The 25,500-nt window shown below is 71.4% G+C and carries 19 protein-coding genes; 2 read left to right on the forward strand and 17 right to left on the reverse strand.

Annotated features, from left to right (window positions below; translation table 11 throughout):
* Nucleotides 1-65: 65 nt before the first annotated feature.
* From ACIQ1J_RS30205 to ureA, 7 genes are all read right to left on the reverse strand, one after another.
* Nucleotides 66-1,418 (reverse strand): hypothetical protein, encoded by a 1,353-nt coding sequence (locus tag ACIQ1J_RS30205; protein WP_403561758.1) that lies wholly within the window; start codon nt 1,416-1,418, stop codon nt 66-68.
* A gap of 62 nt (nt 1,419-1,480) precedes the next feature.
* Entirely contained in the window at nt 1,481-3,085 is a 1,605-nt protein-coding gene (cimA, locus tag ACIQ1J_RS30210) for a citramalate synthase (protein WP_403561760.1), read from the reverse strand.
* Nucleotides 3,086-3,425: 340 nt separating this feature from the next.
* Complete coding sequence (locus tag ACIQ1J_RS30215; RefSeq protein WP_403561762.1) at nt 3,426-4,037, reverse strand: TetR/AcrR family transcriptional regulator; 612 nt, start codon at nt 4,035-4,037, stop codon at nt 3,426-3,428.
* Complete coding sequence (locus ACIQ1J_RS30220; protein WP_403561764.1) at nt 4,034-4,528, reverse strand: hypothetical protein; 495 nt, start codon at nt 4,526-4,528, stop codon at nt 4,034-4,036. The genes ACIQ1J_RS30215 and ACIQ1J_RS30220 overlap by 4 nt, the downstream gene beginning before the upstream one ends.
* Nucleotides 4,529-4,565: 37 nt before the next feature.
* Nucleotides 4,566-5,603: an agmatine/peptidylarginine deiminase gene (locus ACIQ1J_RS30225; RefSeq protein WP_403561766.1), complete on the reverse strand. Its 1,038-nt coding sequence runs from the start codon at nt 5,601-5,603 to the stop codon at nt 4,566-4,568.
* 11 nt (nt 5,604-5,614) lie between these two features.
* Nucleotides 5,615-7,294, reverse strand: a complete 1,680-nt coding sequence (locus ACIQ1J_RS30230) for an urease subunit alpha (protein WP_403561768.1) — start codon at nt 7,292-7,294, stop codon at nt 5,615-5,617.
* Complete coding sequence (ureA, locus tag ACIQ1J_RS30235) at nt 7,291-7,974, reverse strand: urease subunit gamma (RefSeq protein ID WP_403561770.1); 684 nt, start codon at nt 7,972-7,974, stop codon at nt 7,291-7,293. The genes ACIQ1J_RS30230 and ureA overlap by 4 nt, the downstream gene beginning before the upstream one ends.
* A 147-nt stretch (nt 7,975-8,121) precedes the next feature.
* Between ureA and ACIQ1J_RS30240 the strand changes: the two genes are divergently transcribed.
* On the forward strand, nt 8,122-9,576 hold the full coding sequence (locus ACIQ1J_RS30240) for a cytosine permease (RefSeq protein ID WP_403561772.1): 1,455 nt from the start codon (nt 8,122-8,124) through the stop codon (nt 9,574-9,576).
* A gap of 92 nt (nt 9,577-9,668) precedes the next feature.
* Here the strand turns inward: ACIQ1J_RS30240 and ACIQ1J_RS30245 are convergent, their stop codons facing one another.
* From ACIQ1J_RS30245 to ACIQ1J_RS30265, 5 genes are all read right to left on the reverse strand, one after another.
* Complete coding sequence (locus ACIQ1J_RS30245) at nt 9,669-10,757, reverse strand: branched-chain amino acid aminotransferase (protein WP_403561774.1); 1,089 nt, start codon at nt 10,755-10,757, stop codon at nt 9,669-9,671.
* A gap of 262 nt (nt 10,758-11,019) precedes the next feature.
* Nucleotides 11,020-12,063, reverse strand: coding sequence for a 3-isopropylmalate dehydrogenase (locus ACIQ1J_RS30250; RefSeq protein ID WP_403561775.1), 1,044 nt, complete (start codon nt 12,061-12,063; stop codon nt 11,020-11,022).
* A gap of 73 nt (nt 12,064-12,136) precedes the next feature.
* Nucleotides 12,137-12,268 carry a hypothetical protein gene (locus tag ACIQ1J_RS30255; RefSeq protein ID WP_007444772.1) on the reverse strand — a complete coding sequence of 44 codons (132 nt, stop codon included), beginning with the start codon at nt 12,266-12,268 and terminating at the stop codon, nt 12,137-12,139.
* 306 nt (nt 12,269-12,574) lie between these two features.
* On the reverse strand, nt 12,575-14,215 hold the full coding sequence (gene pruA / locus ACIQ1J_RS30260; RefSeq protein WP_403561776.1) for an L-glutamate gamma-semialdehyde dehydrogenase: 1,641 nt from the start codon (nt 14,213-14,215) through the stop codon (nt 12,575-12,577).
* A 47-nt stretch (nt 14,216-14,262) separates the two neighbouring features.
* Nucleotides 14,263-15,189 carry a proline dehydrogenase family protein gene (locus tag ACIQ1J_RS30265; protein ID WP_403561777.1) on the reverse strand — a complete coding sequence of 309 codons (927 nt, stop codon included), beginning with the start codon at nt 15,187-15,189 and terminating at the stop codon, nt 14,263-14,265.
* A gap of 164 nt (nt 15,190-15,353) precedes the next feature.
* Here ACIQ1J_RS30265 and ACIQ1J_RS30270 point away from each other — a divergent pair, with 164 nt between their 5' ends.
* Complete coding sequence (locus ACIQ1J_RS30270) at nt 15,354-16,559, forward strand: PucR family transcriptional regulator (RefSeq protein ID WP_403561779.1); 1,206 nt, start codon at nt 15,354-15,356, stop codon at nt 16,557-16,559.
* Between the two features lie 173 nt (nt 16,560-16,732).
* On the opposite strand, the gene serA is transcribed toward ACIQ1J_RS30270, so the two are convergent.
* The 5 genes from serA to ACIQ1J_RS30295 form a co-directional block, all read right to left on the reverse strand.
* Nucleotides 16,733-18,322: a phosphoglycerate dehydrogenase gene (gene serA, locus ACIQ1J_RS30275; protein ID WP_403561780.1), complete on the reverse strand. Its 1,590-nt coding sequence runs from the start codon at nt 18,320-18,322 to the stop codon at nt 16,733-16,735.
* Between the two features lie 266 nt (nt 18,323-18,588).
* Entirely contained in the window at nt 18,589-19,587 is a 999-nt protein-coding gene (gene ilvC / locus ACIQ1J_RS30280; protein WP_403561782.1) for a ketol-acid reductoisomerase, read from the reverse strand.
* 118 nt (nt 19,588-19,705) lie between these two features.
* Complete coding sequence (ilvN, locus tag ACIQ1J_RS30285) at nt 19,706-20,230, reverse strand: acetolactate synthase small subunit (RefSeq protein ID WP_210960244.1); 525 nt, start codon at nt 20,228-20,230, stop codon at nt 19,706-19,708.
* A 20-nt stretch (nt 20,231-20,250) separates the two neighbouring features.
* Nucleotides 20,251-22,101: an acetolactate synthase large subunit gene (locus ACIQ1J_RS30290; RefSeq protein WP_403561783.1), complete on the reverse strand. Its 1,851-nt coding sequence runs from the start codon at nt 22,099-22,101 to the stop codon at nt 20,251-20,253.
* A gap of 335 nt (nt 22,102-22,436) precedes the next feature.
* A complete protein-coding gene (locus ACIQ1J_RS30295; RefSeq protein ID WP_403561785.1) occupies nt 22,437-25,475 on the reverse strand; it encodes a putative bifunctional diguanylate cyclase/phosphodiesterase in 3,039 nt (1,012 codons plus the stop codon).
* Nucleotides 25,476-25,500: the final 25 nt, after the last annotated feature.

Genomic DNA, 25,500 nt, shown 5'->3' on the forward strand with positions numbered 1-25,500 from the left:
CCGTCCGCCGGCGGGCACCGTCGGGACCACCCCGTCCGCCGGCGGGCACCGTCGGGACCGCCCCGTCAGAAGCCTCCGCCGAAGTCGCCTCCGCCGCCGAACCCGCCGCCCCCGCCGAAGTCGCCGCCGCCGAAACCGCCCCCGAAGTCGCCGGGGTCGAAGTCCGCGCCGGAGACGTCGCCGCCCTCGTAGCCGCCGAAGTCGCCGTAGCCGGAACCGTAACCGGCTCCGTAGGCGGGGCCGGCCATCATGCTGCCCAGCATGGTGCCGACCAGCAGGCCGGGCAGGATGCCGCCGCCGAAGTAGCCGCCCGCCCAGGGGCCGTAGGCCGGGCCCGCGTCCCAGTAGGGGCGGCGGCCGTACTCGGTGTCCACCTCGCGGATCATCGGGTCCCGGCCGTCGGAGAGGCGGGTCCGGTCGGCGGCGCAGACCGGGACCTGGCGGGTGGCGCCGCCCTGCGGGGTCCAGGTGACGTCGGCGACCGACGGGCCGTGGCGCGGGTCGAAGAAGCAGGGCGGGCGGCGTTCGGGCAGCTGCCTGCCCTCGCGGCGGGCGGCGAGGGCCGCGAGGGAGAAGCGGCCGTCCTCCAGGGCCTGGGTCACGGCCCGGACGTCCTCCGGTTTACGGGCGTCCGCCATGAACGTCTTGGCCTGCTCGTAGGCGTCCAGGGCGCGTTCGTAGTCCGTGCGCATCGCGTCGTCGGCGCGCGGTTCCGCGGGGTGGAAGTCCAGGCGGTCCAGTTCCTCGCCGAACGCCGTGATGTCCTCGTCGACCACCACCCGCAGCCGTTCCAGTGCCGCCCGCTGCTCCTCCTCGCGGCGGTGCCGGTTGCGCCGGGAGAGCGCGTAGACGCTCGCGCCGCCGACGGCCACGACCGCGCCGGCCGTGATCAGCGCGCCGGTCGGCACCGAGGCGCCGCCGGAGTCCCAGGACGAGGGTGCGGAGCCGCGCACGCTGCGCAGCGCGTCGTCCACGAAGTCGTTCAGCTGGGCCTTGGGGTCGCCCGCGCCCTGCGCGGCCGTGACCAGGTTGTCCACGCCCTGGCGGCTCAGCACCCTGCTGTCGGCGCGCGCGTCGAACTCGTCGCCGAGCCGGACGCCGTACAGACCGGTGATGCCGGTCTCGGTGCGGAGGTTCTGGAAGAGGTTCTCGGTCGGGTAACCGGCGGGGAGGACCGCCACGAAGACGGGTTCGTTCGCGTCCTCGATCTTGTCGGCCAGCGCCTCCGCGTCCGACGACGACAGCAGGTCGGAGGCGGCCGGGTCCACGTACACCGGACTCTCGCGCAGGGCCGCGCCGATCTCGGAGACGTCGGTGGCCGCCTGCGCGCCGGGCGCACCGGCCATCAGCACCGCCAGCGCGGCGATGACCGGCGCGACCAGGAGCCGTATGAGGACTCGAACACGTGCGTCCTTCATACGTTCGAAAGTACCCGAATCGACCTCAATAAGACATCAGTACGGGCCCGGAAAACCTGCGCTCATCCCGCGGGCGCGACCCCCGCCCGCAGCAGCCCGTACGTGTACGCGTCCTCCAGGGCCTGCCAGGAGGCGGCGATGACGTTCTCCGCGACGCCCACCGTGGACCACTCCCCCGTCCCGTCGCTCGTGGAGATGAGGACCCTGGTCGTGGACTGGGTGCCGTGCACGCCCTCCAGGATGCGGACCTTGTAGTCGACCAGGTCGAGCTTGGCCAGCTCCGGGTAGATCTTCTCCAGGGCGACCCGCAGGGCGCGGTCCAGGGCGTTGACCGGGCCGTTGCCCTCGGCGGTGGCGACGATGCGCTCGCCCTTGGCCCAGAGCTTGACCGTGGCCTCGTTGGCGTGGGTGCCGTCGGGGCGGTCCTCGGCGATCGAGCGCCAGGACTCGACGTCGAAGTACTTGAGGGGGCCGCCCTCGACCTCGGCGCGCAGCAGGAGCTCGAAACTCGCGTCGGCGGCCTCGTAGGTGTAGCCCGACAGCTCGCGTTCCTTCACCCGCTCGACCACCCGGCCGACCAGCTCACGGTCGCCGCCGAGGTCGATGCCGAGTTCCCTGCCCTTGAGCTCGATGGAGGCGCGGCCTGCCATGTCGGAGACCAGCATCCGCATGGTGTTGCCGACCAGCTCGGGGTCGATGTGCTGGTACAGGTCGGGGTCGACCTTGATCGCGGAGGCGTGCAGGCCGGCCTTGTGCGCGAAGGCGGAGACGCCGACGTAGGGCTGGTGGGTGGAGGGGGTGAGGTTGACGACCTCGGCGATGGCGTGGGAGATGCGGGTCATCTCGCGCAGCCGTCCCTCGGGCAGGACCTGCTTGCCGTACTTCAGCTCCAGCGCGGCCACGACCGGGAACAGGTTGGCGTTGCCGACGCGCTCGCCGTAGCCGTTGGCCGTGCACTGGACGTGGGTCGCGCCCGCGTCGACCGCGGCGAGGGTGTTGGCGACGGCGCAGCCGGTGTCGTCCTGGGCGTGGATGCCGAGCCGGGCACCGGTGTCGGCCAGTACGGTGCCGACCACGGCCTGGATCTGCGCCGGGAGCATGCCGCCGTTGGTGTCGCACAGGATGACCACGTCCGCGCCCGCTTCCGAGGCGGCGCGGACGACGGCCTTCGCGTACTCGGGGTTGGCGCGGTAGCCGTCGAAGAAGTGCTCGCAGTCGACGAAGACCCGGCGGCCCTGTGCGACGAGGTGGGAGACGGTGTCCCGCACCATCGCCAGGTTCTCGTCGAGCGTGGTGCGCAGGGCGAGTTCGACGTGCCGGTCGTGGGACTTGGCGACCAGGGTGATTACCTGGGCGCCGGACTCCAGGAGCGCCTTGACCTGGTGGTCCTCGGCCGCGGTGGCGCCCGGGCGGCGGGTGGAGCCGAAGGCGACCAGCCGGGCGTGCTTGAAGTCGATCTCCTGCTGGGCGCGGGCGAAGAACTCGGTGTCCCGCGGGTTCGCGCCGGGCCAGCCGCCCTCGATGAAGCCCACACCGAAGTCGTCCAGGTGCCGTGCGATGGCCAGCTTGTCCGCGACCGTGAGGTTGATGCCCTCGCGCTGCGCGCCGTCGCGCAGGGTGGTGTCGAAGACGTGGAACGAATCGTCGAGTTCGCTGGTTGCGGTCATGATCTGAAGACTCCTGTATGGGATCTCGGTCTACCGGAATGACCGGTTCCACCGTCCGTCTATGATCCCGCACGCTCTCTTCCCGGCTGGGGGTGGGCCAGGAAAACGAAAAACCTCTCGCGGGTGCGAGAGGTCTGCGCGCGGGTCGAGGACGACGGTGTCCACCCGTACCTGGTCGTACGCGGTGGTCACTGCGGACCGGCGCGCCTGCTGCCAATAATCATGGCGAACGAGAGCACGGGAGCAGTCTGGCACAGACCGCCCCGTACTCACGGACCGTCTCAGGATGCGAACGCAGTGCTGGGCGCTCCACCGCGGGCCGCGCCGCCCGGGCGCGCGATCAGGCGCCCCCGGCCAGGCTCTCGTCCAGGAACTCCCGGACATGGCCGAGAACCCTCCCCCGGTCCGTCCCGCGCAGACCGATCGCCACGTGGATGGCGAAGCCGTCGAGGAGGGCCCGCAGCCGCGAGGCGAAGCGGTCAGGGTCGACCGGGCGGAACTCGCCGCGCGAGACGCCCTCGGCGAGCAGCGCCACCAGGTCGCGGTGCCAGGCGCCCTCGATGGCGGCCTGCCGGTCGCGGGCCTCGCCGGCGGCGTTCTGCGAGCGGTTCCAGACCTCCAGCCACAGCGTCCAGTGCGGGTCGCGGTGCCCGTCGGGGACGTACAGGTCGACGTAGGCGTCGAGGCGGTCGCGGGCCGGTCCGGGCCGGGTGAGCAGGCGGCCGCGTTCGACTCCGAGCCGGCCCTCGCTCCACTCCAGGGTGCGCAGCAGCAGTTCGTCCTTGGAGTGGAAGTAGTAGAGGAGGTGGCCGCTGCTCATGCCGACCTCGCGGCCGAGTGCCGCCATGGTGAGTTTCTCCAGGCCGCGCTCGGCGATCATCTCCATGGCGGCGGCGAGGACGTCCTCGCGCGGCGGGGCGGTGTTGCGGCGGCGGGCGCCGGGGGTGCTCATGCGGAGGCCACCCGGACCGCGCCCGGGAGGAAGCGGATCTCCCACGGCCCGTGACACTCGCTGTGCCAGGTGGCCACCGCCGCTCCGCACCCGCCGCACACCTGGCTGGGCCCTTCCATGCCGAGCGCTCCGCAGCACCCCGGCTCCTGGACGTCCGGGTTGCCGGACAGCTGCTCGCGGGCGTCCTCCGGGTTCACCACCAGGGTGCCGCGCGGCCCCCGCGAGCCCATGGTGCGGGGGCCGTCCGACTCCCCCACCGAGACGCCGGGCAGGGTCGCCCCTTCCCCCTCCGGGTCCGGGTGCGGCACGTACGGCGCCCCGCTCGGCTCGGGGTCGACCGCGTACCTGCCGGGCGGCAGGGCCGGCGGGGCGTGCCGCGAGCCGTCCGGGTTCCCCAGTCCGTCGTACTCCGGGCGCGGCGGCACCTCGGGCAGGAGACGCAGCGGCTCGGTCAGTCGGTGTCCGCAGGCCGTGCAGAGCAGTACATCCACCCGTACGTTCTACCCGATCACCGCCGTCGCCCCGCCGTCAGCCCGTCTTCGGCTGCTGCTGCGTGATGCAGTGGATGCCGCCGCCGCCCGCGAAGATCGTGCGCGCGTCCACCAGGGTCACCGTGCGCTGCGGGTGGAGCCGGCGGAAGATGCCGGCCGCGATCTCGTCGCGCGGGTCGTCGAAGCCGCAGAGCACGACGCCGCCGTTGCAGAGGTAGTGGTTGATGTAGGAGTAGTCCGCCCAGTGGCCGTCGGTCTCCAGGACGGTCGGGGCGGGCACCTCGACGACCTCCAGGCGGCGGCCCCGGGCGTCGGTGGCCGAGCGCAGGATGCCGATGGCCTCCTTGGTCACCTCGTGGTCGGGGTGGGCCGGGTCGGGCTGGTGGTGGGCGACGACCACGCCGGGTGCGGCGAAGGCGGCGACGATGTCGACGTGGCCGAGGGTGCCGAAGCCGTGCGGGGGGTAGTCGCCGGTGAGGCCGCGCGGCAGCCATATCGCCTTGCGGGTGCCGAGGTGGGCGTGGATCTCCGCCTCGACCCGCTCCTTCGTCCAGCCGGGGTTGCGCTCGGGCCCGAGTTGCACGGTCTCGGTGAGCAGGACGGTGCCCTCGCCGTCGACGTGGACACCGCCGCCCTCGTTGACCAGCGGGGAGGTGTACGTGCGGGCGCCGGCGAGGTCGGCGACGTACGCGCCGATCTTCGCGTCGTGCTCCCAGCGGGCCCACTCCTGGGCGCCCCAGCCGTTGAAGCTCCAGTCGACGGCGGCCAGTTCGGTGCCGTCGGTGAGGAAGGTGGGGCCGATGTCGCGCATCCAGGCGTCGTCCAGGTCGCGTTCGGCCGTGTCGACGCCGTCGCCCAGCAGGGCGCGCGCCTCGGCCGACTGCCCCGGACCGCACACCACCGTGACCGGCTCGAAGCGGCGGACGGCACGGGCGACCGATGCCCAGGCGATACGCGCGGCGGCCAGGTCCTCGGGGCTCTCGAAGGTGTGGTTGGGGCCCGGCCACGCCATCCAGGTGCGCTCGTGCGGGGCCCATTCGGGGGGCATGCGGAAGCCGTCGGCGGCAGCGGTCACGGTGGGTACCTTCACAGGAAGTAGAGGCGGTTGAGGGAGACGGACTCGGCCGGTGAGGAGCGCAGCGGGTCGCCGTCCAGGGTGACCAGGCCGGTGCGCTGGTCGACGTCGACCGCGCCGGTACGGGAGTTCAGGCGCAGGTCGGCCGGGCCGATGCCGCGCGTGCCGCGCACCGCGACCCGGCGGCGGCGGGTCGGCATCGTGTCGCCGCCCCGGTCGAGGGCGGCCTGCGCGACGAAGGCCACCGATATGTCGGCGGGCGTGGCGCCGTGCGCGCCGAACTGCGGGCCCAGCACCAGGGGTTCGCAGGTGTCGGTGGCGGCGTTCGGGTCGCCGACCACGCCGTACGCCGGGAAGCCCGACTTGAGGACGAGCTGCGGCTTGGCACCGAAGTACTCCGGGCGCCACAGGACGATGTCGGCGAGCTTGCCGACCTCGATGGAGCCGACCTCGTGGGAGAGGCCGTGGGCGATGGCGGGGTTGATGGTCAGCTTCGCCATGTAGCGCAGCACGCGCTCGTTGTCGTGGTCGTCGTCGGGGGCGCCGAACTCGGCCTTCATCTTCCCGGCCATGGCGAAGGTGCGGCGCACGGTCTCGCCGGCCCGGCCCATGCCCTGCGCGTCGGAGGAGGTGATGCCGATCGCACCCAGGTCGTGCAGCACGTCCTCGGCGCCCATGGTTCCGGCGCGGATGCGGTCGCGGGCCATGGCGGCGTCGCCCGGCAGGTCGGTCTTCAGGTCGTGGACGGAGACGATCATGCCGTAGTGCTCGGCGACCGCGTCCCGGCCGAAGGGCAGGGTGGGGTTGGTGGAGGAGCCGATGACGTTGGGGACACCGGCCATTTTCAGCACGTTGGGGACGTGTCCGCCACCGCACCCCTCGATGTGGAAGGCGTGGATGGTGCGGCCCTCCAGGACGCGGAGGGTGTCCTCCACGGAGAGGCACTCGTTCAGGCCGTCGCTGTGCAGGGCGACCTGGACGTCGTGCTCCTCGGCGACGCGCAGGGCGGTGTCGAGGGCGCGGGTGTGGGCGCCCATGTCCTCGTGCACCTTGAAGCCGCTCGCGCCGCCCTCGGCCAGCGCCTCGACGAGGGGCGCCTCGTGGGAGGACGAACCCCGGCCGAGGAACCCGATGTTGACCGGCCAGGCGTCGAAGGCCCCGAACGCGTGCTTCAGCGCCCAGGGCGAGTTGACGCCGACGCCCCACACCGGGCCGAACTCCTGCCCGATGATCGTCGTCACGCCGGACGCGAGCGACGCCTCCATGATGCGCGGGGAGAGCAGGTGGACGTGGGTGTCGACGGCGCCGGCGGTGGCGATGAGGCCCTCGCCGGAGACGATGGACGTGCCCGTGCCGACCACGACGTCGACCCCGTCGAGGGTGTCGGGGTTCCCGGCCCGGCCGATCCCGCATATCCGGCCCTCGCGGATGCCGATGGAGACCTTCCTGATCCCCTGCGCGGCGTCGATCACGACGACGTTGCTGATGACGACGTCGCAGGTCTCACGGACGGCGGCGGCCTTGAGGTGCAGTCCGTCGCGGGCGGTCTTGCCGAAGCCGGCGAGGAACTCGTCGCCGTAGCGCTGGGCGTCGGACTCGACGCGGATCACCAGCCCCGAGTCGCCGAGGCGGACGCGGTCGCCGGCGCGGGGGCCGTGGGTGGCGGCGTACGCGTACGGGTCGATGCTCATCGGTCTGCTCCCAGATATCCGCAGGCTTCGGCCCTGCGCAGGGCCTCTTCTTTGGCGCCCGGCGCGTCCAGCGGGCCGTCGACCAGCCCGGCGAACCCGATGGCGACACGCGCGCCGCCGATCGGCACGAGCCCGACCTCGACGCGTTCACCGGGTCCGAAGCGGACCGAGGACCCGGCGGGGACCGCGAGGCGCATGCCGTAGGCCCGCTCGCGGTCGAAGTCCAGGCGTGGGTTGGCCTCGAAGAAGTGGAAGTGCGAGGTCACGGAGACCGGCACGGTCGCGGTGTTGGTGACCGGGATGTGCACCGCGGCCTCGGGTTCGGCGTGGCCGGGGCCCGGCAGGAGGGCTCCCGGGCCCGCCGGTCCGAGTGCCCCGCCCCCGATGGGGCCGGAGACCACCGCGAGCCGGGAGCCGTCGTCGAAGACGGCCTCCACATGCACCTCGGTGACCACGTCCGCGACACCGGGCAGCACGTCGTCCGGGCCGAGCACGGACCGGGCGCGCTCGATCGCCTCCGCAAGGCGGGCACCGTCGCGGGCGGCCTCGCACACGGTGTCCGCGATCAGCGCGGTCGCCTCCGGCACGTTCAGCCTGAGCCCCCGCGCGCGGCGGGCGCGGGCCAGCTCGGCCGCCCCGAAGAGCAGCAGCCGGTCACGTTCCGTGGGAGTCAGTCTCACGACGCGGTACCTCCTTGCCGACATGACATTAGAGCGTCACTCTAAACCTGCGATTCATGCGACGGAAGGATTGACGGACCAACAGGACGGAGGTCACATTGAACGCCGCTCTAAAACTCATCAGGCGGCCGTCGAAGGAGACCAGCCATGCCGATAGAACAGCGCGGAGTCGACACCATCCCCGAAGAGGAACGCACCAGCGGGCCACGGGACCTGGTCTCGATCCTGCTGGGGTCCAACCTCTGCCTGGGAGTGATCGTCTTCGGCTGGCTGCCCCCGTCCTTCGGCCTCGGCTGGTGGGCGTCGGTCGGCTCGGTGGTGGCGGGTACGGTCGCCGGTACCGTCTTCACGGCCCCACTGGCGCTGGTCTCCCTGCGCACCGGCACCAACCTGTCCACGTCGTCCGGCGCCCAGTTCGGCGTGCGCGGACGGCTGGTCGGCTCGGTGGTCGGCCTGCTCCTCGCCCTCGGCTACACCGCGCTGACCGTGTGGATCGGCGGCGACGTGATGATGGGCGTGCTCGGCCGGCTCTTCGGTCTGCCGCAGGGCGGGGCCTCGTACGCCGCGGTCTACGGGCTGCTCGCCGCGGCGACCGTCGCGGGCGCGGTCCACGGCTACCGGGTGCTGCTCGCCATGTCCCGGGTGCTGGCCTTCGGCATGACCGCCCTGCTGGTCCTGGGCGTGATCGCCTACGCCCCCGACTTCACGACCGCCGCGCTGCCGGAGGCGGGCGGGTATCTGCTGGGCGGGTTCTGGCCGACGTGGCTGCTCGCGGCCGTGGCCGCCGGGCTGTCCGGGCCGGTCGCGTTCATCACGCTGCTCGGCGACTACACCCGGTACATCTCCCCGGCCCGCGTCTCCTCACGCCGGGTGCTGCACGCGACGTGGCTGGGTCTGATGCTGGGCCTGCTGGTGCCGCAGCTCTTCGGCACCTTCACGTCGTACGCCGCCCGCGCCGCCCTGGACTACGCCGGGCCGCTGGTCGACGCCGCCCCCAACTGGTACCTGGTCCCGCTGCTGCTCGCCGCCTCCGCCGGCTCGGTCGGCAACGCGGGGCTGATGCTCTACTCCATGGGCCTGGACCTGGACGCCATCCTGCCGCGCGCCTCCCGGGCCCGGGCCACCTGCGCCGTCGCCGTCGTCGCCACGGCCTGTGTCTTCGCCGGGCACTACGCCTGGGACGCGCAGTCGGCGATGACGTCGTTCGTGCTGCTGCTGACGGCGATCGGCACGCCGTGGGCGGTCATCACGATGACCGGCTTCGTCCGCTGCGGCGGGGTGTACGACGCCGACGCGCTCCAGGTCTTCAACCGCCGGGCCCGCGGCGGCGCTTACTGGTACCGGGCCGGCTGGAACCTTCCGGCCACGGTGGCCTGGGCGGTGGGCGCGGCCGTCGGCCTGCTGGCGGTGTCCCTGCCGTCGTACGAGGGTCCCCTGCTGGCGTTCACCGGCGGGGTGGACTGCAGCTTCCTGCTGTCGGGGCTGGTGGGCGGGGTGGTGTACCTGCTGTGCACGCCGGGTGCCGCCGTGGCGACGGCACCCGGCAAGGCGCTGGTCGAGCCCGCCTCCTGCCCGGCCGAGTCGAGGGGCGGGCGGGCATAGGCCGGGGGTCCGGGGGCGGGCGGGCATAGGCCAGGGGTCCGGGGCGGAGCCCGAGGAGCCCCCGGCAACGCTGGACCCGGCGCCGGGCTGCCTCACACCAGCCGGTGCATCCACCCGTGCTTGTCCTCGGCGGTACCGCGCTGGATGTCCAGCAGAGCGCCCCGCAGACGCTGCGTCACCTCGCCCGGCTCGCCCCCGCTCTGCTGCCACTGGGCACCGGCCCGCTTCACCGTGCCGACCGGGGTGATCACGGCCGCGGTACCGCAGGCGAAGACCTCGGTCAGGGTGCCGTTCTCCGAGTCGCGCTGCCACTGCTCGACCGAGACGCGGCCCTCCTCGGCCTCGTAGCCGAGGTCGCGGGCGACGGTGAGGAGGGAGTCGCGGGTGACGCCCTCCAGGATCGAGCCGGTGAGGGCCGGGGTGACGATCCTGTCACCGTAGACGAAGTACAGGTTCATGCCGCCGAGTTCCTCGACCCACCGGTGCTCGACCGCGTCGAGGTAGCAGACCTGGTCGCACCCCTTGGCCGCCGCCTCGGCCTGCGCGAGCAGGGAGGCCGCGTAGTTGCCGCCGGTCTTGGCGTCGCCCATGCCGCCGGGGACGGCGCGGACGCGGTCCTCGGAGACCCAGATGGAGACCGGCTTGACGCCGCCGGGGAAGTAGGCGCCGGCCGGGGAGGCGATGACGATGAAGAGGTACTCGTTGGCCGGCTTCACGCCCAGGCCGACCTCAGTCGCGATCATGAACGGGCGCAGGTAGAGGGACTCCTCGCCGCCGTGCGCCGGGACCCAGTTCTGGTCCTGCCGCACCAGCGCGTCGCACGCCTCGATGAACGTCTCCACCGGCAGCTCCGGCATCCCGAGCCGGCGCGAGGAGGCCTGGAAGCGCTGCGCGTTCTTCTCCGGACGGAAGGTGGCGACGGATCCGTCGGGGCGCCGGTAGGCCTTCAGCCCCTCGAAGATCTCCTGCGCGTAGTGCAGGACCATGGTGGCCGGGTCGAGGGAGAGCGGGGCGTACGGAACGAGCTGGCCGTCGTGCCAGCCACGGCCCTCGGTCCACTTGACCGTCACCATGTGATCGGTGAAGTGGCGGCCGAACCCGGGGTTGGCCAGGATCGCCTGGCGCTCCGTGTCGGAGAGCGGGTTGGCGGAGGGCTTGAGCTCGATCGTGGGCGTCGTCATGGATTGATGTCCTTCACCGGTTGTCGTGACGGGCCGCGGTCACGCCCGTACGGCCGGTGGCCGGTGCTAGGACGTCCGAGCATTCCCTCATGTCGCGGCTTCGCGTTCGATTATCGCGCGCGGGTGGCGACGGCTGAAAACGGGGTGAATGCGGCCCAGGGTTCGATGGTCGCACCTGGCGGACGCAGGAGAAAGCCGCCGGGTGCCTTGTTTTGGGACCCGGCGGCTTCGAAACGGATTCGATCGAGTGGCGCGGCGGGTGTCAGCCGGCTACTCGTACGGCGAGTGCGTCGCCGATCTCGGACGTGCTCCGGGCGGGCAGGTCGCCGCGCTCGCCGAGGTCGGCGGAGACGGCGTCCTCGATCCGGCTGGCCTCGGCCTCGTGACCGAGGTGGCGCAGCAGCAGGGCGACGGACAGCACCGTGGCGGTGGGGTCGGCCTTGCCCTGGCCGGCGATGTCGGGCGCGGATCCGTGCACCGGCTCGAACATGGAGGGGAAGTCGCCGGTGGGGTTGATGTTCCCGCTCGCGGCGACGCCGATGCCGCCGGAGACGGCCGCGGCGAGGTCGGTGATGATGTCGCCGAAGAGGTTGTCGGTGACGATCACGTCGAAGCGCTCGGGCTGGGTGACGAGGTAGATCGTCGCCGCGTCGACGTGCATGTACTCGGTGGTGACCTCGGGGAACTCCTCGGCCACCTTGTTGAAGACGTTCGTCCACAGGTGACCGGCGAAGGTCAGCACGTTGTTCTTGTGGATCAGCGCGAGCTTCTTGCGCGGGCGGGCCTGCGCGCGGGCGAAGGCGTCGCGGACGACGCGCTCGACACCGTAGGCCGTGTTGACGGAGACCTCGGTGGCGACCTCGTGCTCGGTGCCCTTGCGGATGGTGCCGCCGTTGCCGGTGTACGGGCCCTCGGTGCCCTCGCGGACGACGACGAAGTCGATCTCCGGCTGCCCGGCGAGCGGGGTGGCGACACCCGGCAGCAGCTTGGACGGCCGCAGGTTGACGTGGTGGTCGAAGGCGAAGCGGAGCTTGAGCAGGAAGCCGCGCTCCAGGACACCGGACGGCACCGACGGGTCACCGATCGCGCCGAGCAGGATGGCGTCGTGCGACTTGAGGGCGTCGAGGTCGGCGTCGGTGAGGGTCTCACCGGTGGCGTGGTAGCGCCGGGCGCCGAAGTCGAACTCCTTGGTCTCCAGCTTCACATCCTGCGGAAGGACGGCGGAGAGGACCTTGAGACCTTCGGCCACGACCTCCTGGCCGATGCCGTCACCGGGAATCACTGCGAGATTGAGGCTGCGAGACATGACGGCACCCTACCCCTCGTCCCACGGGATGACATGCGGCGTCCGGCATGCGGACGCCGCAGTCACCTCCGGCTCAGTGGCCGGTGGCGCCGCCGTTGTCCCGGCGGTCGAGGGCGCGCTGGAGGGCGGCCGCGGCGTTCTTGCGGTCGGAGTCACTGGTGCGGGAGAGGTGGCGGACTCGGCGGCGGACGGTCGTCTCGGCCATGGGAATCGACTCCTTCGGCACGCGGGCAGCGCGGAAAGCGAGTGGAAGGGGAGACGCCGGAAGGGGCGGGAAGCACGGTGCCGCAGGGGTTGCCTGCACGGGGCCCGGCTCACGACCGCCATTCGCTCGATCGAGCGGGACGTTCGGCTCCTACAAAGCTAAGGGAGCGCGGAGCATCTGTCTCCACAATTACTCGGACTTCCTACTATCTGAGACGGTGCACTCGGTCACACTGCCCCGGCCTGCGAAAACGCCCGGCGGGCCAGGTCGTGTGACCTGGCCCGCCGGGCGTCGCGCCACGGGGCGTCAGCCCATGTGCGGGTACGTGTAGTCGGTCGGCGCGACCAGCGTCTCCTTGATGGCGCGGGTCAGCGTCCAGCGCATCAGGTTCTGCGGGGCGCCGGCCTTGTCGTTGGTGCCGGAGGCACGGCCGCCGCCGAAGGGCTGCTGGCCGACCACGGCGCCGGTCGACTTGTCGTTGATGTAGAAGTTGCCCGCCGCGTAGCGCAGCTTCTCCATCGTGTACGCCGCCGCCGCGCGGTCGCCCGAGATGACCGAGCCGGTGAGGGCGTAGTCGGAGACGGACTCCATCTGGGTCAGCATCTCGTCGTACGCGTCGGCCTTGCTGTCGTCGTAGACGTGCACGGCGAGGAACGGGCCGAAGTACTCGGTGCGGAACACCTCGTTCTCCGGGTCGGAGCACTCGACGACGGTCGGGCGGACGAAGTAGCCGACCGAGTCGTCGTAGGAGCCGCCCGCGACGATCGTGCAGGTGTCGTCCGCCTTGGCGCGGTCGATGGCGGCCTTGTTCTTGGCGAAGGAGCGCTCGTCGATGACGGCGCCCATGAAGTTCGACAGGTCGGTGACGTCACCCATGGTGAGGTAGTCGACCTCGGCGGCGAACTCCTCCTTGAAGCCGTCGTTCCAGATGGACGCCGGGATGTACGCGCGGGAGGTGGCGCTGCACTTCTGGCCCTGGTACTCGAAGGCACCGCGGGTCAGGGCGGTCTTCAGCACGGCGCGGTCGGCGCTCGGGTGAGCGACCAGGAAGTCCTTGCCGCCGGTCTCGCCGACCAGGCGCGGGTACGTGCGGTACTTCGCGATGTTGTTGCCGACCGTCTTCCACAGGTGCTGGAAGGTCGGGGTCGAACCGGTGAAGTGGATGCCCGCGAGGTCGCGGTGCTCAAGGGCGACCTCGGAGACCGCGATGCCGTCGCCGGTGACCAGGTTGATGACGCCCTTGGGCAGCCCGGCCTCCTCCAGCAGCTGCATCAGCAGCACGGCGGCGTGGGTCTGGGTCGGGGACGGCTTCCAGACCACCACGTTGCCCATCAGGGCCGGGGCGGTGGGCAGGTTGGCCGCGATCGCGCTGAAGTTGAACGGCGTGATCGCGTAGACGAAGCCCTCCAGCGGGCGGTGGTCCATGCGGTTCCACACGCCCGGGGAGTTGGCCGGGGGCTGCTCGGCCAGGATGTTGCGGGCGTAGTGGACGTTGAAGCGCCAGAAGTCGATCAGCTCGCAGGGGCTGTCGATCTCGGCCTGCTGGGCCGTCTTGGACTGGCCGAGCATGGTGGAGGCGGCGATGGTCTCGCGCCACGGGCCGGACAGCAGCTCGGCGGCGCGCAGGATGATCGCCGCGCGGTCGTCGAAGGACATCGCGCGCCACGCGGGGGCGGCGGCCAGGGCGGCGTCGATCGCGTCCTGGGCGTCCTGCTGGGTGGCGTTCGCGTACGTGCCCAGGCGGGACTTGTGGTTGTGCGGCTGCACGACGTCGAAGCGCTCGCCGCCGCCCATCCGCTTGACGCCACCGATGGTGCAGGGCAGGTCTGCCGGGTTGTCGGCCAGCTCCTTGAGCTTGGCCTCCAGACGGGCACGCTCGGGCGAACCGGGAGCGTAGCCGTGCACCGGCTCGTTGACGGGGGTGGGGACCTGGGTCACAGCGTCCATGGGTTCCGTAACTCCTTACTGAGCGGGTCTTGCGAGCGGGTGCGGGCTCAGCCCTTGCTGACCATCGAGCGGGCGAAGAACCGGAGGTTCGCCGGCTTCTCCGCCAGACGGCGCATGAAGTAGCCGTACCAGTCGGTGCCGTAGGCGGTGTAGACGCGCATGCGGTGGCCCTCGGCGGCCAGCCGCAGGTGCTCGTCGCCGCGGATGCCGTACAGCATCTGGAACTCGTACTCGTCGAGCTTGCGCCCGGCGGACCGGGCCAGCTCCTGTGCGATGGAGATCAGACGCGGGTCGTGGGACCCGATCATCGGGTAGCCCTCGCCCTCCATCAGCGTCCGCAGGATGCGCACGTACGCCTTGTCGATCTCGTGGCGCTGCTGGTACGCGACCTCGGCGGGCTCCTTGTAGGCGCCCTTCACCAACCGTACGCGACTGCCGTTCTCGGCGAGCCGGCGTGCGTCGGCCTCGGTGCGGAAGAGGTAGGCCTGGATGACGCAGCCGGTCTGCGGGACGTCCTTCCGCAGCTCCTCGTGGATGGCGAACATCGAGTCGAGGGTGGTGTGGTCCTCTGCGTCGAGGGTGACCGTGGTGCCGATCTCGGCGGCGGCCTCGACGACCGGGCGGACGTTCTTCAGGGCCAGCTCGTGGCCGCCGTCCAGTGCCTGGCCGAACATGGACAGCTTCACCGACATCTCGGCGCGGGCGCCGAGGCCGAGCGGCTTGAGCCGGTCGACCAGCTCCAGGTAGGCGTCGCGGGCGGCCTCGGCCTGCGCGGGGTTGGTGATGTCCTCGCCGACGACGTCCATCGTCAGCTCCAGGCCCTGGTCGGTGAGGTCCTGGATGATCGGCAGCACCTCGTCGACCGTCTCGCCGGGGATGAACCGGTCGACGACCGGCCTGGTCACGGGCGCGGCCGAGACCAGCCGGCGCATCCGGTCGCTGCGCGACGCGGCGAGAATCACGGGACCCAGCACGGGGCACCTCCACTTACCAACCAACACGAGGCCGTAGCCCGACGAACGGGGGACGGCACGGAGAACCACCGTGAAATCTAAGGATCCACCCGATCGTCGGCCATCGACAGCTGTCACGCATCCGTGCCGCAGATCTCAGACAGATGTATGAAGGGCGCGCGTAAATGCGGCAGAATGCCCGGGTGATGTCGGATTCCAAGGATGACTACCAGGAGCTGGTCGACGAGATCTCCGAGCTGCTGGGCGCGCCCGCGACCCTGGAGAACCGCGACTTCGAGCTGATCGCCTTCGGCGCCTACGACAGCGAGGGCGACCTCGATCCGTCCGCCCTCGACCCGGTGCGCACCCGCTCGATCCTGACCCGGCGCTCCACCGCCGCCGTCCGGGCCTGGTTCGAGGGCTTCGGCATCACCCGCGCGACCGGCCCGGTCCGCATCCCGCCGACCCCGGACGCGGGGGTGTACCGGGGCCGCACGTGCCTGCCGGTACGCCACCGGGGTGTCGTCCTCGGCTACGTGTGGCTGCTGGACACCGACCCCGGCCCGACCGATCGGCAGCTGGCTGCGGCCATGGAGGTCACCGCCCGGATCGGCGCGCTGCTCGCGGACGAGGCGCAGCACGGCGCCGACCTGAGCCGGGAGCTGCGGGCCGTGCTGACCGCCGAGCGCGACTGGCAGCGGGACATGGCCGTGGCGGAACTGCGCACCGCCCTCGGCGCCCGCGCGGACACCCCGCACGCGGTGGTCTGCGTCGCCCCCTGGCCGTCGGCCGGTCCCGACGACGCCCCCTCGGTCCGTACGGTGCCGGGGGCGACGGCGCTGTGCACGGTGCCGTGGGGGCCGGCGGGCCAGTCACTGGCGTTGCTGGTCCGGCTGCGCTCGGCGGACGTACTGACCCCGGCGACGTCGGCGGCGGGCCGGCTGCTCGAGCGGGTGCGGGGCGCGAGCGGGGCCGCGGGCACCCCGGCGGCCGGGCTCTCCGCGCCGCGCACCGGGTTGGCGGAGCTGGGGGCGGCCTGGTGGGAGGCGTCGGCGGCGGCCCGGGCGGCGCGTGCCGAGACCCGGTTCGGGCCGGTCGCCGAGTGGACGTCCATCGGGCCGTTCCGCCTGCTGACCGCGCTGCCCCCGCAGTCCGCCCACGACCCCGCCGTACGGGTGCTGCTCTCCCCCGCCCACCGGGAACTTGCCCGCACCGCCGAGGTCTACCTCGACTGCGCGGGCCAGGCCGGCCGCGTCGCCGCCGAGCTGGGCATCCACCGCCAGACGCTGTACTACCGCCTCTCCCGCGTCGAACAGCTCACGGGCCTGGACCTGGACGACGGCGAGGACCGGCTGCTGCTCCACATGGCACTCAAGGCGTACCGCCTGTAGCGGCCTCCACCACCTGACGCAGGCCGTCCGTGAGCTGGGGCACCTCAGGGTGCGCCCGGAGACGCCCACGGAAAACGCCGAACAGGCTGATCGAGTCAGCCCGTCCGGCGTTTGCGGACGAGCCCGTTCAGGGCGAACGGGGGTCGGGGGCGACAGCCCCCGGGCACGGCACGTCAGACGAGGTTCACCGACCGGGCCGACGTGGCCCCGATCTCCGCCGCGACCTCCGCCAGCACCCCGGAGGGCACCGTGTCGTCGACGGTCAGCACGGCCAGCGCCTCGCCGCCCACCGTCGCGCGGGCGACCTGCATGCCGGCGATGTTGACGCCGGCCTCGCCGATGACGCGGCCGACGGTGCCGACGACGCCGGGACGGTCCTCGTAGCGCAGGACGACCATGTGGTCGGCGAGGGCGAGGTCCACGTCGTACTCGCCGACGGCGACGATCTTCTGGAGGTGCTTCGGGCCGGCCAGCGTGCCGGAGACCGACACCTCCTCGCCGTCCGAGAGGGTGCCGCGCACGGTGACGACGTTGCGGTGCTCCGGGGACTCCGAGCTGGTGGTCAGCCGGACCTCGACGCCGCGCTCCTGGGCGAACAGCGGGGCGTTGACGTAGGACACGGTCTCGTCGACGACGTCCTCGAAGACGCCCTTGAGCGCGGAGAGCTCCAGCACCTTCACGTCGTGCTGGGTGATCTCGCCGTACACCTCGACGTCGAGGCGGACGGCGACCTCGCCGGCCAGCGCGGTGAAGATGCGGCCGAGGCGCTCGGCGAGCGGCAGGCCCGGCTTGACGTCCTCGGCGATGACACCGCCCTGGACGTTGACCGCGTCGGGGACCAGTTCACCGGCGAGGGCGAGGCGGACGGACTTGGCGACGGCGATGCCGGCCTTCTCCTGGGCCTCGTCGGTGGAGGCGCCGAGGTGCGGGGTGCAGACCACCTGGTCGAACTCGAACAGCGGCGAGTCGGTGCAGGGCTCCTTGGCGTACACGTCCAGACCGGCGCCCGCGACGCGGCCCTCCTTCAGCGCCGAGTACAGCGCCTCCTCGTCGACGATGCCGCCGCGCGCGGCATTGACGATGCGGACGCTCGGCTTGACCTTGCGCAGCGCCTCGTCGCCGATCAGACCGAGGGTCTCGGGGGTCTTCGGCAGGTGGACGGTGATGAAGTCGGAGACCTCGAGCAGCTCGTCCAGCGACAGGACCTTGACGCCCATCTGTGCGGCCCGCGCGGGCTGTACGTAGGGGTCGTAGGCGACGACCTTCATGCCGAAGGCCGACATGCGCTGTGCGACGAGGGCGCCGATGCGGCCGAGGCCCACGACGCCGAGGGTCTTCTCGGCCAGCTCGACGCCGGTGTACTTGCTGCGCTTCCACTCGCCGTTCTTGAGCGCGGCGTTGGCCTGCGGGATGTTGCGGGCGGTGGCGACGATCAGGCCGCAGGCCAGCTCGGCGGCGGTCACGATGTTGGAGGTCGGGGCGTTGACCACCATCACGCCTGCCTTGGTGGCGGCGGAGACGTCCACGTTGTCCAGGCCGACACCGGCACGGGCGACGACCTTGAGCTTCTTCGCGGCGGCGATGGCCTCGGCGTCGACCTTGGTCGCGGAGCGGACCAGGATCGCGTCCACGTCGGCGATGGCGGGGAGCAGTTCGGCCCGGTCCGCGCCGTTGCACTGGCGGATCTCGAAGTCGGGGCCAAGCGCGTCCACGGTCGCGGGCGACAGCTCTTCAGCGATGAGTACGACAGGTTTCGAGCTCACGTGAGTCCTCACAAGTCCAATGCGGACGGCCGTCCCGACGGCCGCAGGCGGTGGAGGGTTGGTGGCCGCGTGGAAGACGCACGACGCTGTGGGCCTGACGCGTATGTTGTGCAGCAGTCTAGTGGCGCGGCGGCGGGCGTCCTGCGCCTCTGCGGAAGGATCACCCGTCCGTGGCTGGACGGGTTGGACAACGCCGCACACACGACGTTACCCGCGGTTCGCCGAGAGGCCGGAGCGGCTTCGCCCCGGCCCCTCGGGCGTGAGGCCTACGCCTCCTCGTCGACCCAGCTCATGAGCTTGCGCAGCTCCTTGCCGGTGGTCTCCAGCAGGTGCTCGGAGTCCTGCTGCTTGTACTCGTTGTACTTCTTCAGACCGCCGTGGTACTCGTCCATCCAGTTCTTGGCGAACGTGCCGTCCTGGATCTCGGCGAGGACCTTCTTCATCTCGGCCTTGGTGGCGTCGGTGATGATCCGCGGGCCGGTGACGTAGTCGCCCCACTCGGCGGTCTCGGAGATCGACCAGCGCATCTTCTCCAGGCCGCCCTCGTACATGAGGTCCACGATCAGCTTCAGCTCGTGCAGGCACTCGAAGTAGGCGATCTCCGGCTGGTAACCGGCCTCGGTCAGGGTCTCGAAGCCCGCCTTGACCAGCGCGGCCGTGCCACCGCAGAGGACGGCCTGCTCGCCGAAGAGGTCGGTCTCGGTCTCCTCGGTGAAGGTCGTCTTGATGACGCCGGCACGGGTGCCGCCGATGCCCTTCGCGTACGACAGGGCGAGCTCGAAGCCGCTGCCCGTGGCGTCCTGCTCGACGGCCGCGATGCAGGGAACGCCGCGGCCCTCCTCGTACTGACGGCGCACCAGGTGGCCCGGGCCCTTCGGGGCGACCATGCAGACGTCCACGCCGGCCGGCGGCTTGATGAAGCCGTAGCGGATGTTCAGGCCGTGGCCGAAGAACAGGGCGTCGCCGTCCTTCAGGTTGTCCTTGATGTGCTCCTCGTAGACCTGGGCCTGGATCGGGTCCGGGACGAGGATCATGATGACGTCGGCCTCGGCGGCGGCCTCGGCCGGGCTCACCACGCGCAGGCCCTGCTCCTCGGCCTTGGCCTTGGACTTGGAGCCCTCGTGCAGACCGACGCGCACGTCGACACCCGAGTCACGGAGCGACAGCGCGTGGGCGTGGCCCTGGCTGCCGTACCCGATGACCGCGACCTTGCGGCCCTGGATGATGGACAGGTCGGCGTCGGCGTCGTAGAACAGCTCGGCCACTGGGTTCTCTCCTTGTGTGCAGGTGTTGCGTCCCACCGTATGCCGGTGAGGGGAAGGGAAGTCTCGGGGTCTCGGAATGCGGGCGGTCGGTGGTGTGCGCGACCGCCCGTTTCCGTCGTTATGCGGACCGGTCGAGTGCGCGAAGCGAGCGGTCCGTGATCGAACGGGCGCCGCGGCCGATGGCGATCGTGCCGGACTGGACGAGTTCCTTGATGCCGTACGGTTCCAGCATCTTGAGCATCGCGGACAGCTTGTCGCTGCTGCCGGTGGCCTCGATGGTGACGGCCTCCGGGGAGACGTCGACGGTCTTGGCGCGGAACAGCTGGACGATCTCGACGACCTGGGAGCGCGTCTCGTTGTCGGCGCGCACCTTCACCAGGACGAGTTCGCGCTGGACTGCCTGGGTGGGCTCCAGCTCGACGATCTTGAGCACGTTGACCAGCTTGTTGAGCTGCTTGGTGACCTGCTCCAGCGGGAACTCCTCGACGCTCACCACGATGGTGATGCGGGAGATGTCGGGGTGCTCGGTGACGCCGACGGCGAGCGAGTCGATGTTGAAGCCGCGGCGGGAGAACAGGGCGGCGATCCGGGCGAGGATGCCGGGCGTGTTCTCCACCAGGACGGAGAGCGTGTGCTTGGACATGATCTCTGGGTCTCTCTCGCTCAGTCGTCTTCGTTGTCGCCGAAGTCGGGGCGGACGTCCCGGGCGGCCATGATCTCGTCGTTGGAGGTGCCGGCGGCGACCATCGGCCAGACCATCGCGTCCTCGTGGACGATGAAGTCGACGACGACGGGGCGGTCGTTGATCGAGTTCGCCTCTTCGATGACCTTGTCGAGGTCGGCGGGGTCCTCGCAGCGGATGGCGTAGCAGCCCATGGCCTCCGACAGCTTCACGAAGTCGGGGACCCGGGTGCCGCGGGCGTCCGGGTTGACGTCCTCGGGGCCGGAGTGCAGCACCGTGTTGGAGTAGCGCTGGTTGTAGAACAGGGTCTGCCACTGGCGGACCATCCCGAGGGCGCCGTTGTTGATGACGGCGACCTTGATCGGGATGTTGTTCAGGGCGCAGGTGGCGAGTTCCTGGTTGGTCATCTGGAAGCAGCCGTCGCCGTCGATCGCCCAGACGGTCTGCTCGGGCGCGCCGGCCTTGGCGCCCATGGCGGCCGGAACGGCGTACCCCATGGTTCCGGCGCCGCCGGAGTTCAGCCAGCTGGCGGGCCGCTCGTACTGGACGAAGTGCGCGGCCCACATCTGGTGCTGGCCGACGCCGGCCGCGAAGATCGTGCCCTCGGGCGCGAGCTGCCCGATGCGCTCGATGACCTGCTGCGGGGAGAGCGAACCGTCCTCGGGCTGGTCGTAGCCGAGGGGGTAGGTGTCGCGCCAGCGGTTCAGGTCCTTCCACCAGGCGCTGTAGTCGCCGGTGTTGCCCTCGCTGTGCTCCTTCTGGACGGCCTGCACGAGGTCGGCGATGACCTCCCGGGCGTCGCCGACGATCGGCACGTCGGCGGCGCGGTTCTTGCCGATCTCGGCCGGGTCGATGTCGGCGTGGACGATCTTGGCGAACGGGGCGAAGCTGTCCAGCTTGCCGGTGACGCGGTCGTCGAAGCGGGCTCCGAGGGCGACGATCAGGTCGGCCTTCTGCAGCGCGGTGACGGCGGTGACCGCACCGTGCATGCCCGGCATTCCCACGTGCAGCGGGTGGCTGTCGGGGAACGCGCCGAGCGCCATCAGGGTGGTGGTGACGGGCGCTCCGGTGAGTTCGGCGAGGACCTTCAGCTCGGCGGTGGCCCGCGCCTTGAGGACGCCGCCGCCGACGTAGAGCACGGGGCGCTTCGCGGCGGTGATGAGCTTGGCGGCCTCGCGGATCTGCTTGGCGTGCGGCTTGGTGACCGGGCGGTAGCCGGGCAGGTCCATGACCGGCGGCCAGGAGAAGGTGGTCTTCTTCTGGAGGGCGTCCTTGGCGATGTCGACCAGGACCGGGCCCGGGCGGCCGGTGGAGGCGATGTGGAACGCCTGCGCGATCACCCGGGGGATGTCCTCGGCCTTGGTGACGAGGAAGTTGTGCTTGGTGATCGGCATGCTGATGCCGACGATGTCGGCCTCCTGGAAGGCGTCCGTGCCGATCGCCTTGGAGGCGACCTGGCCGGTGATCGCGACCATCGGCACCGAGTCCATGTGCGCGTCGGCGAGCGGCGTGACCAGGTTGGTGGCGCCGGGTCCCGAGGTCGCCATGCAGACGCCCACCTTTCCGGTGGCCTGCGCGTAGCCCTCGGCCGCGTGGCCGGCGCCCTGCTCGTGGCGGACCAGGACGTGACGCACCTTGGCCGAGTCCATCAGCGGGTCGTACGCCGGAAGGATGCACCCGCCGGGAATGCCGAATACCGTGTCGGCGCCGACCTCCTCGAGAGAGCGGATGAGGGCCTGCGCACCCGTGACGTGCTCGGGGGCGGACTGTCCTCCGGATCGGGGCCGCGGCTGCGGGTGATGGGCCCCGGTGGCCTGCTCGGTCATCGGCATTCTCTTCTCGATGCTGAGGGTTTTGATGCTGAGGGTCTGATGCTTCGGTGCTTCGGTGCTTCGGTGCTTCGGTGCTTCGGTGCTTCGGTGCTTCGGTGCTTCGGTGCTTCGGTGCTGAGGTTTTGCGAGGTTTCGGGCGGTGTGTGACTGTTGCCCAGCGGCGCTGGTGCAACAAAAAACCCCTCGTGCCAAAAGGCAAGCGAGGGGAGCGCGTCGGGTGTGGGTCGCCGGGAGTCCGGGGCGGTCCGGACGTCACCAGCTCAGCCGACGCGCTTTCCAAGTACGAGAATTCGGGTGCGCATGGCACTGACCCTCTCCCCGGCACGCACCCACTGTCAAGTGGGTGGGACGGGAGTCTCATCATGTGAGCGCAGGGCCGTGCCACCTCCCAGGACGGCGGGCATTCCGGGAGTACCACCGCCCGCGCCGACGCCCTTGGAGTACACCCCCGCGCCGCCGCCCACGAAGGCCGGTTCGGCCGGTCCGTGCGGCACCGGGTAGTGGCCGGTTTCGAGCGCTCTGCGCAGCCGGTACTCGTCCAGCGGCCCGGAGAAGGCCATGCCCTGCCCATGCGTACAGCCCATCGCGCGCAGGGCGACGATCTGCTCGGGCAGGTCCACCCCGTCGGCCACGGACTTCAGCCCGAGGTCGGTGGCGATGCGCAGCAGACCACTGGTGATCTTGTGCAGCCGCGCCGACTCCACGACGCCCTCGATCAGGCCGCGGTCGAGCTTGAGGACATCGACGGGGAGGCGCCGGAGCGCGGTGATCGCCGCGTAGCCGCTTCCGAAGCCGTCCAGGGCGATGCGGACGCCGACCCTTCGCAGGGCGTTCAATCGGCGGTCGAGCTCGTCCAGGCCGACCCGTGGGTCGATGTCCGACAGTTCGATCACAAGGGAGCCGGGTGGCAGTCCGTGCCGGGTCAGCAGGGCCTCCACCGATCCCAGCGGCATGGAGCGGTCCAGCAGCCGACGGGCGCCGATGCGCATGGCGACGGCCGCCGACAGCCCGGCCGCCGCGCGTTCGGCGGCCTGCTCGACGGCCTCCTGGAGCATCCAGCGGTCCAGTTCGGCGGTCTTGTCGCCGTCCTCGGTAACGCGCAGGAACTCGGCGGGGGTGAACAGCACGCCCTGGGAGGAGCGCCAGCGCGGCTGGGCGCAGACCGACGTGATCCGGCCGTCCGTCAGGGAGACCACCGGCTGGTGCAGCAGCGCGAACTCGCCGTCGTGCAGCGCGGCCCGCAGGCGCGTGGCCAGCTCGGCCTTGCGCACGACGTCCTGCTGCATCTGAGGTCGGTACAGCTCGACGCGACCCTTGCCGCCCGCCTTGGCGCGGTACATCGCGAGGTCGGCGTTGCGCAGCAGTTCGCCCGCGCCGAGGCCCGGTTCGGCGAAGGCGACCCCGATGGAGGCGTTGACACGGACGTCGTTGCCGTCGATGAGGTAGGGCTGCGAGAGCGTCATCCTGAGACGGTCGGCGAGTTCCAGGATGTGACCCTCGCGGGCGGCCCGGTCCCGGGCGCCGTCCCCGACGATCAGGGCCGCGAACTCGTCGCCGCCCAGCCGGGAGGCGGTGTCCCCCTTGCGGACGGCCTCGTGGAGTCTGCGAGCGGCCTGTACGAGCAACTCGTCGCCGGCCTGGTGCCCGATGGTGTCGTTGACGGCCTTGAAGCCGTCGAGGTCGATGAAGAGCACCGCCGTACCGCGCAGGGCGGCGCCGCGGTCGGAGGCACGGCGGCCGGACAGGGCCTGCTGGACGCGCCGGGTGAACAGGGCGCGGTTGGGCAGGTCGGTCAGCGGGTCGTGTTCGGCGTTGTGCTGGAGCTGCGCCTGGAGGCGCACTCTCTCCGTCACGTCCCGGCTGTTGAAGATCAGGCCCCCGTGGTGGCGGTTGACGGTGGACTCGACGTTGAGCCAGCCGCCGTCCCCGGAGCGGAAACGGCACTCGATGCGTGTGGTGGGTTCCTCGACCGGGCTCGCGGCGAGGAACCGGCGTACCTCGTGCACCACGCAGCCGAGGTCCTCCGGGTGGATGAGACCGGCCAGTTCGCTGCCCACGAGCTCCTCGGCGGGACTTCCGTAGACCCCGGCGGCGGCCGGGGAGACGTAGCGGAGGATGCCGTTGGGCGCGGCGATCATGATGACGTCGCTGGAGCCCTGGACCAGGGAGCGGAAGTGGTTCTCCTTCTGGGCCAGTTCCTGGGTCAGGGTGATGTTGTCGAGCAGCATGATGCCCTGTCGCACGACCAGCGCGAGCACCACGGTGCCGCCGGTCAGCAGCACCACGCGGTCGACGCTGCGGCCGTTGAGCACGTTGTAGAGGATGCCGAGGGTGCAGACCGCGGCGGCGAGGTACGGCGTGAGCGCGGCCAGCGACCCGGCGATGGGCCGGGAGGCCGGAAAGCGGCCGCGCTCGCTCCCGGGCGCCGCCGCGGGTGCGGGCCGGTGACCGGTGCCGCGCTGCCCGGGCAGGTGTTCGCGCACCACGCGCGTGTGCCCGCCGGATCCTTCCTCGGCCGACGGCCGCCCGTGCCGGGACGCGGCCCAAGGGGCGTACGCGAGCAGCAGGGAACCGGCGAACCAGCCCGCGTCGAGCAACTGTCCGGAGCGGTAGCTGTTGTGCAGCAGCGGTGAGGTGAACAGGGCGTCGCAGACCACCGTCAGGGCGAGCGCGCCGACGGCGGTGTTGACCGCGGACCTGCAGACGGGCGACCGCCGGAAGTGCAGGGCGAGCACCATGCTGACGAGGGCGATGTCGAGCAGCGGGTAGGCCACCGAGAGCGCGGAGTGGGCCACGCTGGAACCGCCCTCGGCCTTCGCCGCCTGGGCGAGCGCCAGGCTCCACGCCAGGGTCAGCAGCGAACCGCCGATCAGCCAGGCGTCCAGGCCCAGGCAGATCCAGCCGGCCTTCGTCACCGGCCGCTTGGCCAGCACCAGCAGCCCCACGATGGCGGGCGGCGCGAAGCACAGGAAGAACAGGTCCGCGTAGCTGGGACTGGGCACCGGCTGCCGCAGGACGACCTCGTACCACCCCCAGACCAGGTTGCCCAGGGACGCCATCGCCGAGGAGAGGGCGAACAGCAGCCAGGCCGGCCGGAACCGGACCCGGGGCCCACGGGCGTAGAGGAGGCAGGAGACGGCGGCGGCGGCCGCGGCGGCGCTCAGCCCGAAGTCGCCCATGATCTTGGCGACGCGGTCCGAACCCCAGCCGAGCGCGGAACCGACGGCGTATGCCGCGCAGACCAGGGCCAGCACGAACTGACGGACGAAGGTCGGTCCGCCGGCGGCGGCCGACGGCCGGGGCAGCAGCGGTCGGGGCGGGGGCTGCGTCCGCAGCGCTCCGTCCAGAGTCGGCACGGGGGTCGGCGGACTCACCGGGGCCTCCCGGTCCGCGCCGCCC

The organism is Streptomyces sp. NPDC097107, assembly GCF_044762405.1.
In the GTDB taxonomy this organism is placed as follows: Bacteria; Actinomycetota; Actinomycetes; order Streptomycetales; family Streptomycetaceae; genus Streptomyces; species Streptomyces thinghirensis.

Coding starts and splice junctions, on each gene's coding strand:
- ACIQ1J_RS30215 (WP_403561762.1), bottom strand. CDS start 4,037: ATGAGCACCCCCGGCGCCCGCCGCCGCAACACCGCCCCGCCGCGCGAG.
- ACIQ1J_RS30270 (WP_403561779.1), top strand. CDS start 15,354: ATGCGGCAGAATGCCCGGGTGATGTCGGATTCCAAGGATGACTACCAG.
- ACIQ1J_RS30245 (WP_403561774.1), bottom strand. CDS start 10,757: ATGACGACGCCCACGATCGAGCTCAAGCCCTCCGCCAACCCGCTCTCC.
- ACIQ1J_RS30240 (WP_403561772.1), top strand. CDS start 8,122: ATGCCGATAGAACAGCGCGGAGTCGACACCATCCCCGAAGAGGAACGC.
- ACIQ1J_RS30250 (WP_403561775.1), bottom strand. CDS start 12,063: ATGTCTCGCAGCCTCAATCTCGCAGTGATTCCCGGTGACGGCATCGGC.
- pruA (WP_403561776.1), bottom strand. CDS start 14,215: ATGGACGCTGTGACCCAGGTCCCCACCCCCGTCAACGAGCCGGTGCAC.
- ACIQ1J_RS30205 (WP_403561758.1), bottom strand. CDS start 1,418: ATGAAGGACGCACGTGTTCGAGTCCTCATACGGCTCCTGGTCGCGCCG.
- ACIQ1J_RS30230 (WP_403561768.1), bottom strand. CDS start 7,294: ATGAGCATCGACCCGTACGCGTACGCCGCCACCCACGGCCCCCGCGCC.
- cimA (WP_403561760.1), bottom strand. CDS start 3,085: ATGACCGCAACCAGCGAACTCGACGATTCGTTCCACGTCTTCGACACC.
- ilvN (WP_210960244.1), bottom strand. CDS start 20,230: ATGTCCAAGCACACGCTCTCCGTCCTGGTGGAGAACACGCCCGGCATC.
- ACIQ1J_RS30255 (WP_007444772.1), bottom strand. CDS start 12,268: ATGGCCGAGACGACCGTCCGCCGCCGAGTCCGCCACCTCTCCCGCACC.
- ACIQ1J_RS30290 (WP_403561783.1), bottom strand. CDS start 22,101: ATGCCGATGACCGAGCAGGCCACCGGGGCCCATCACCCGCAGCCGCGG.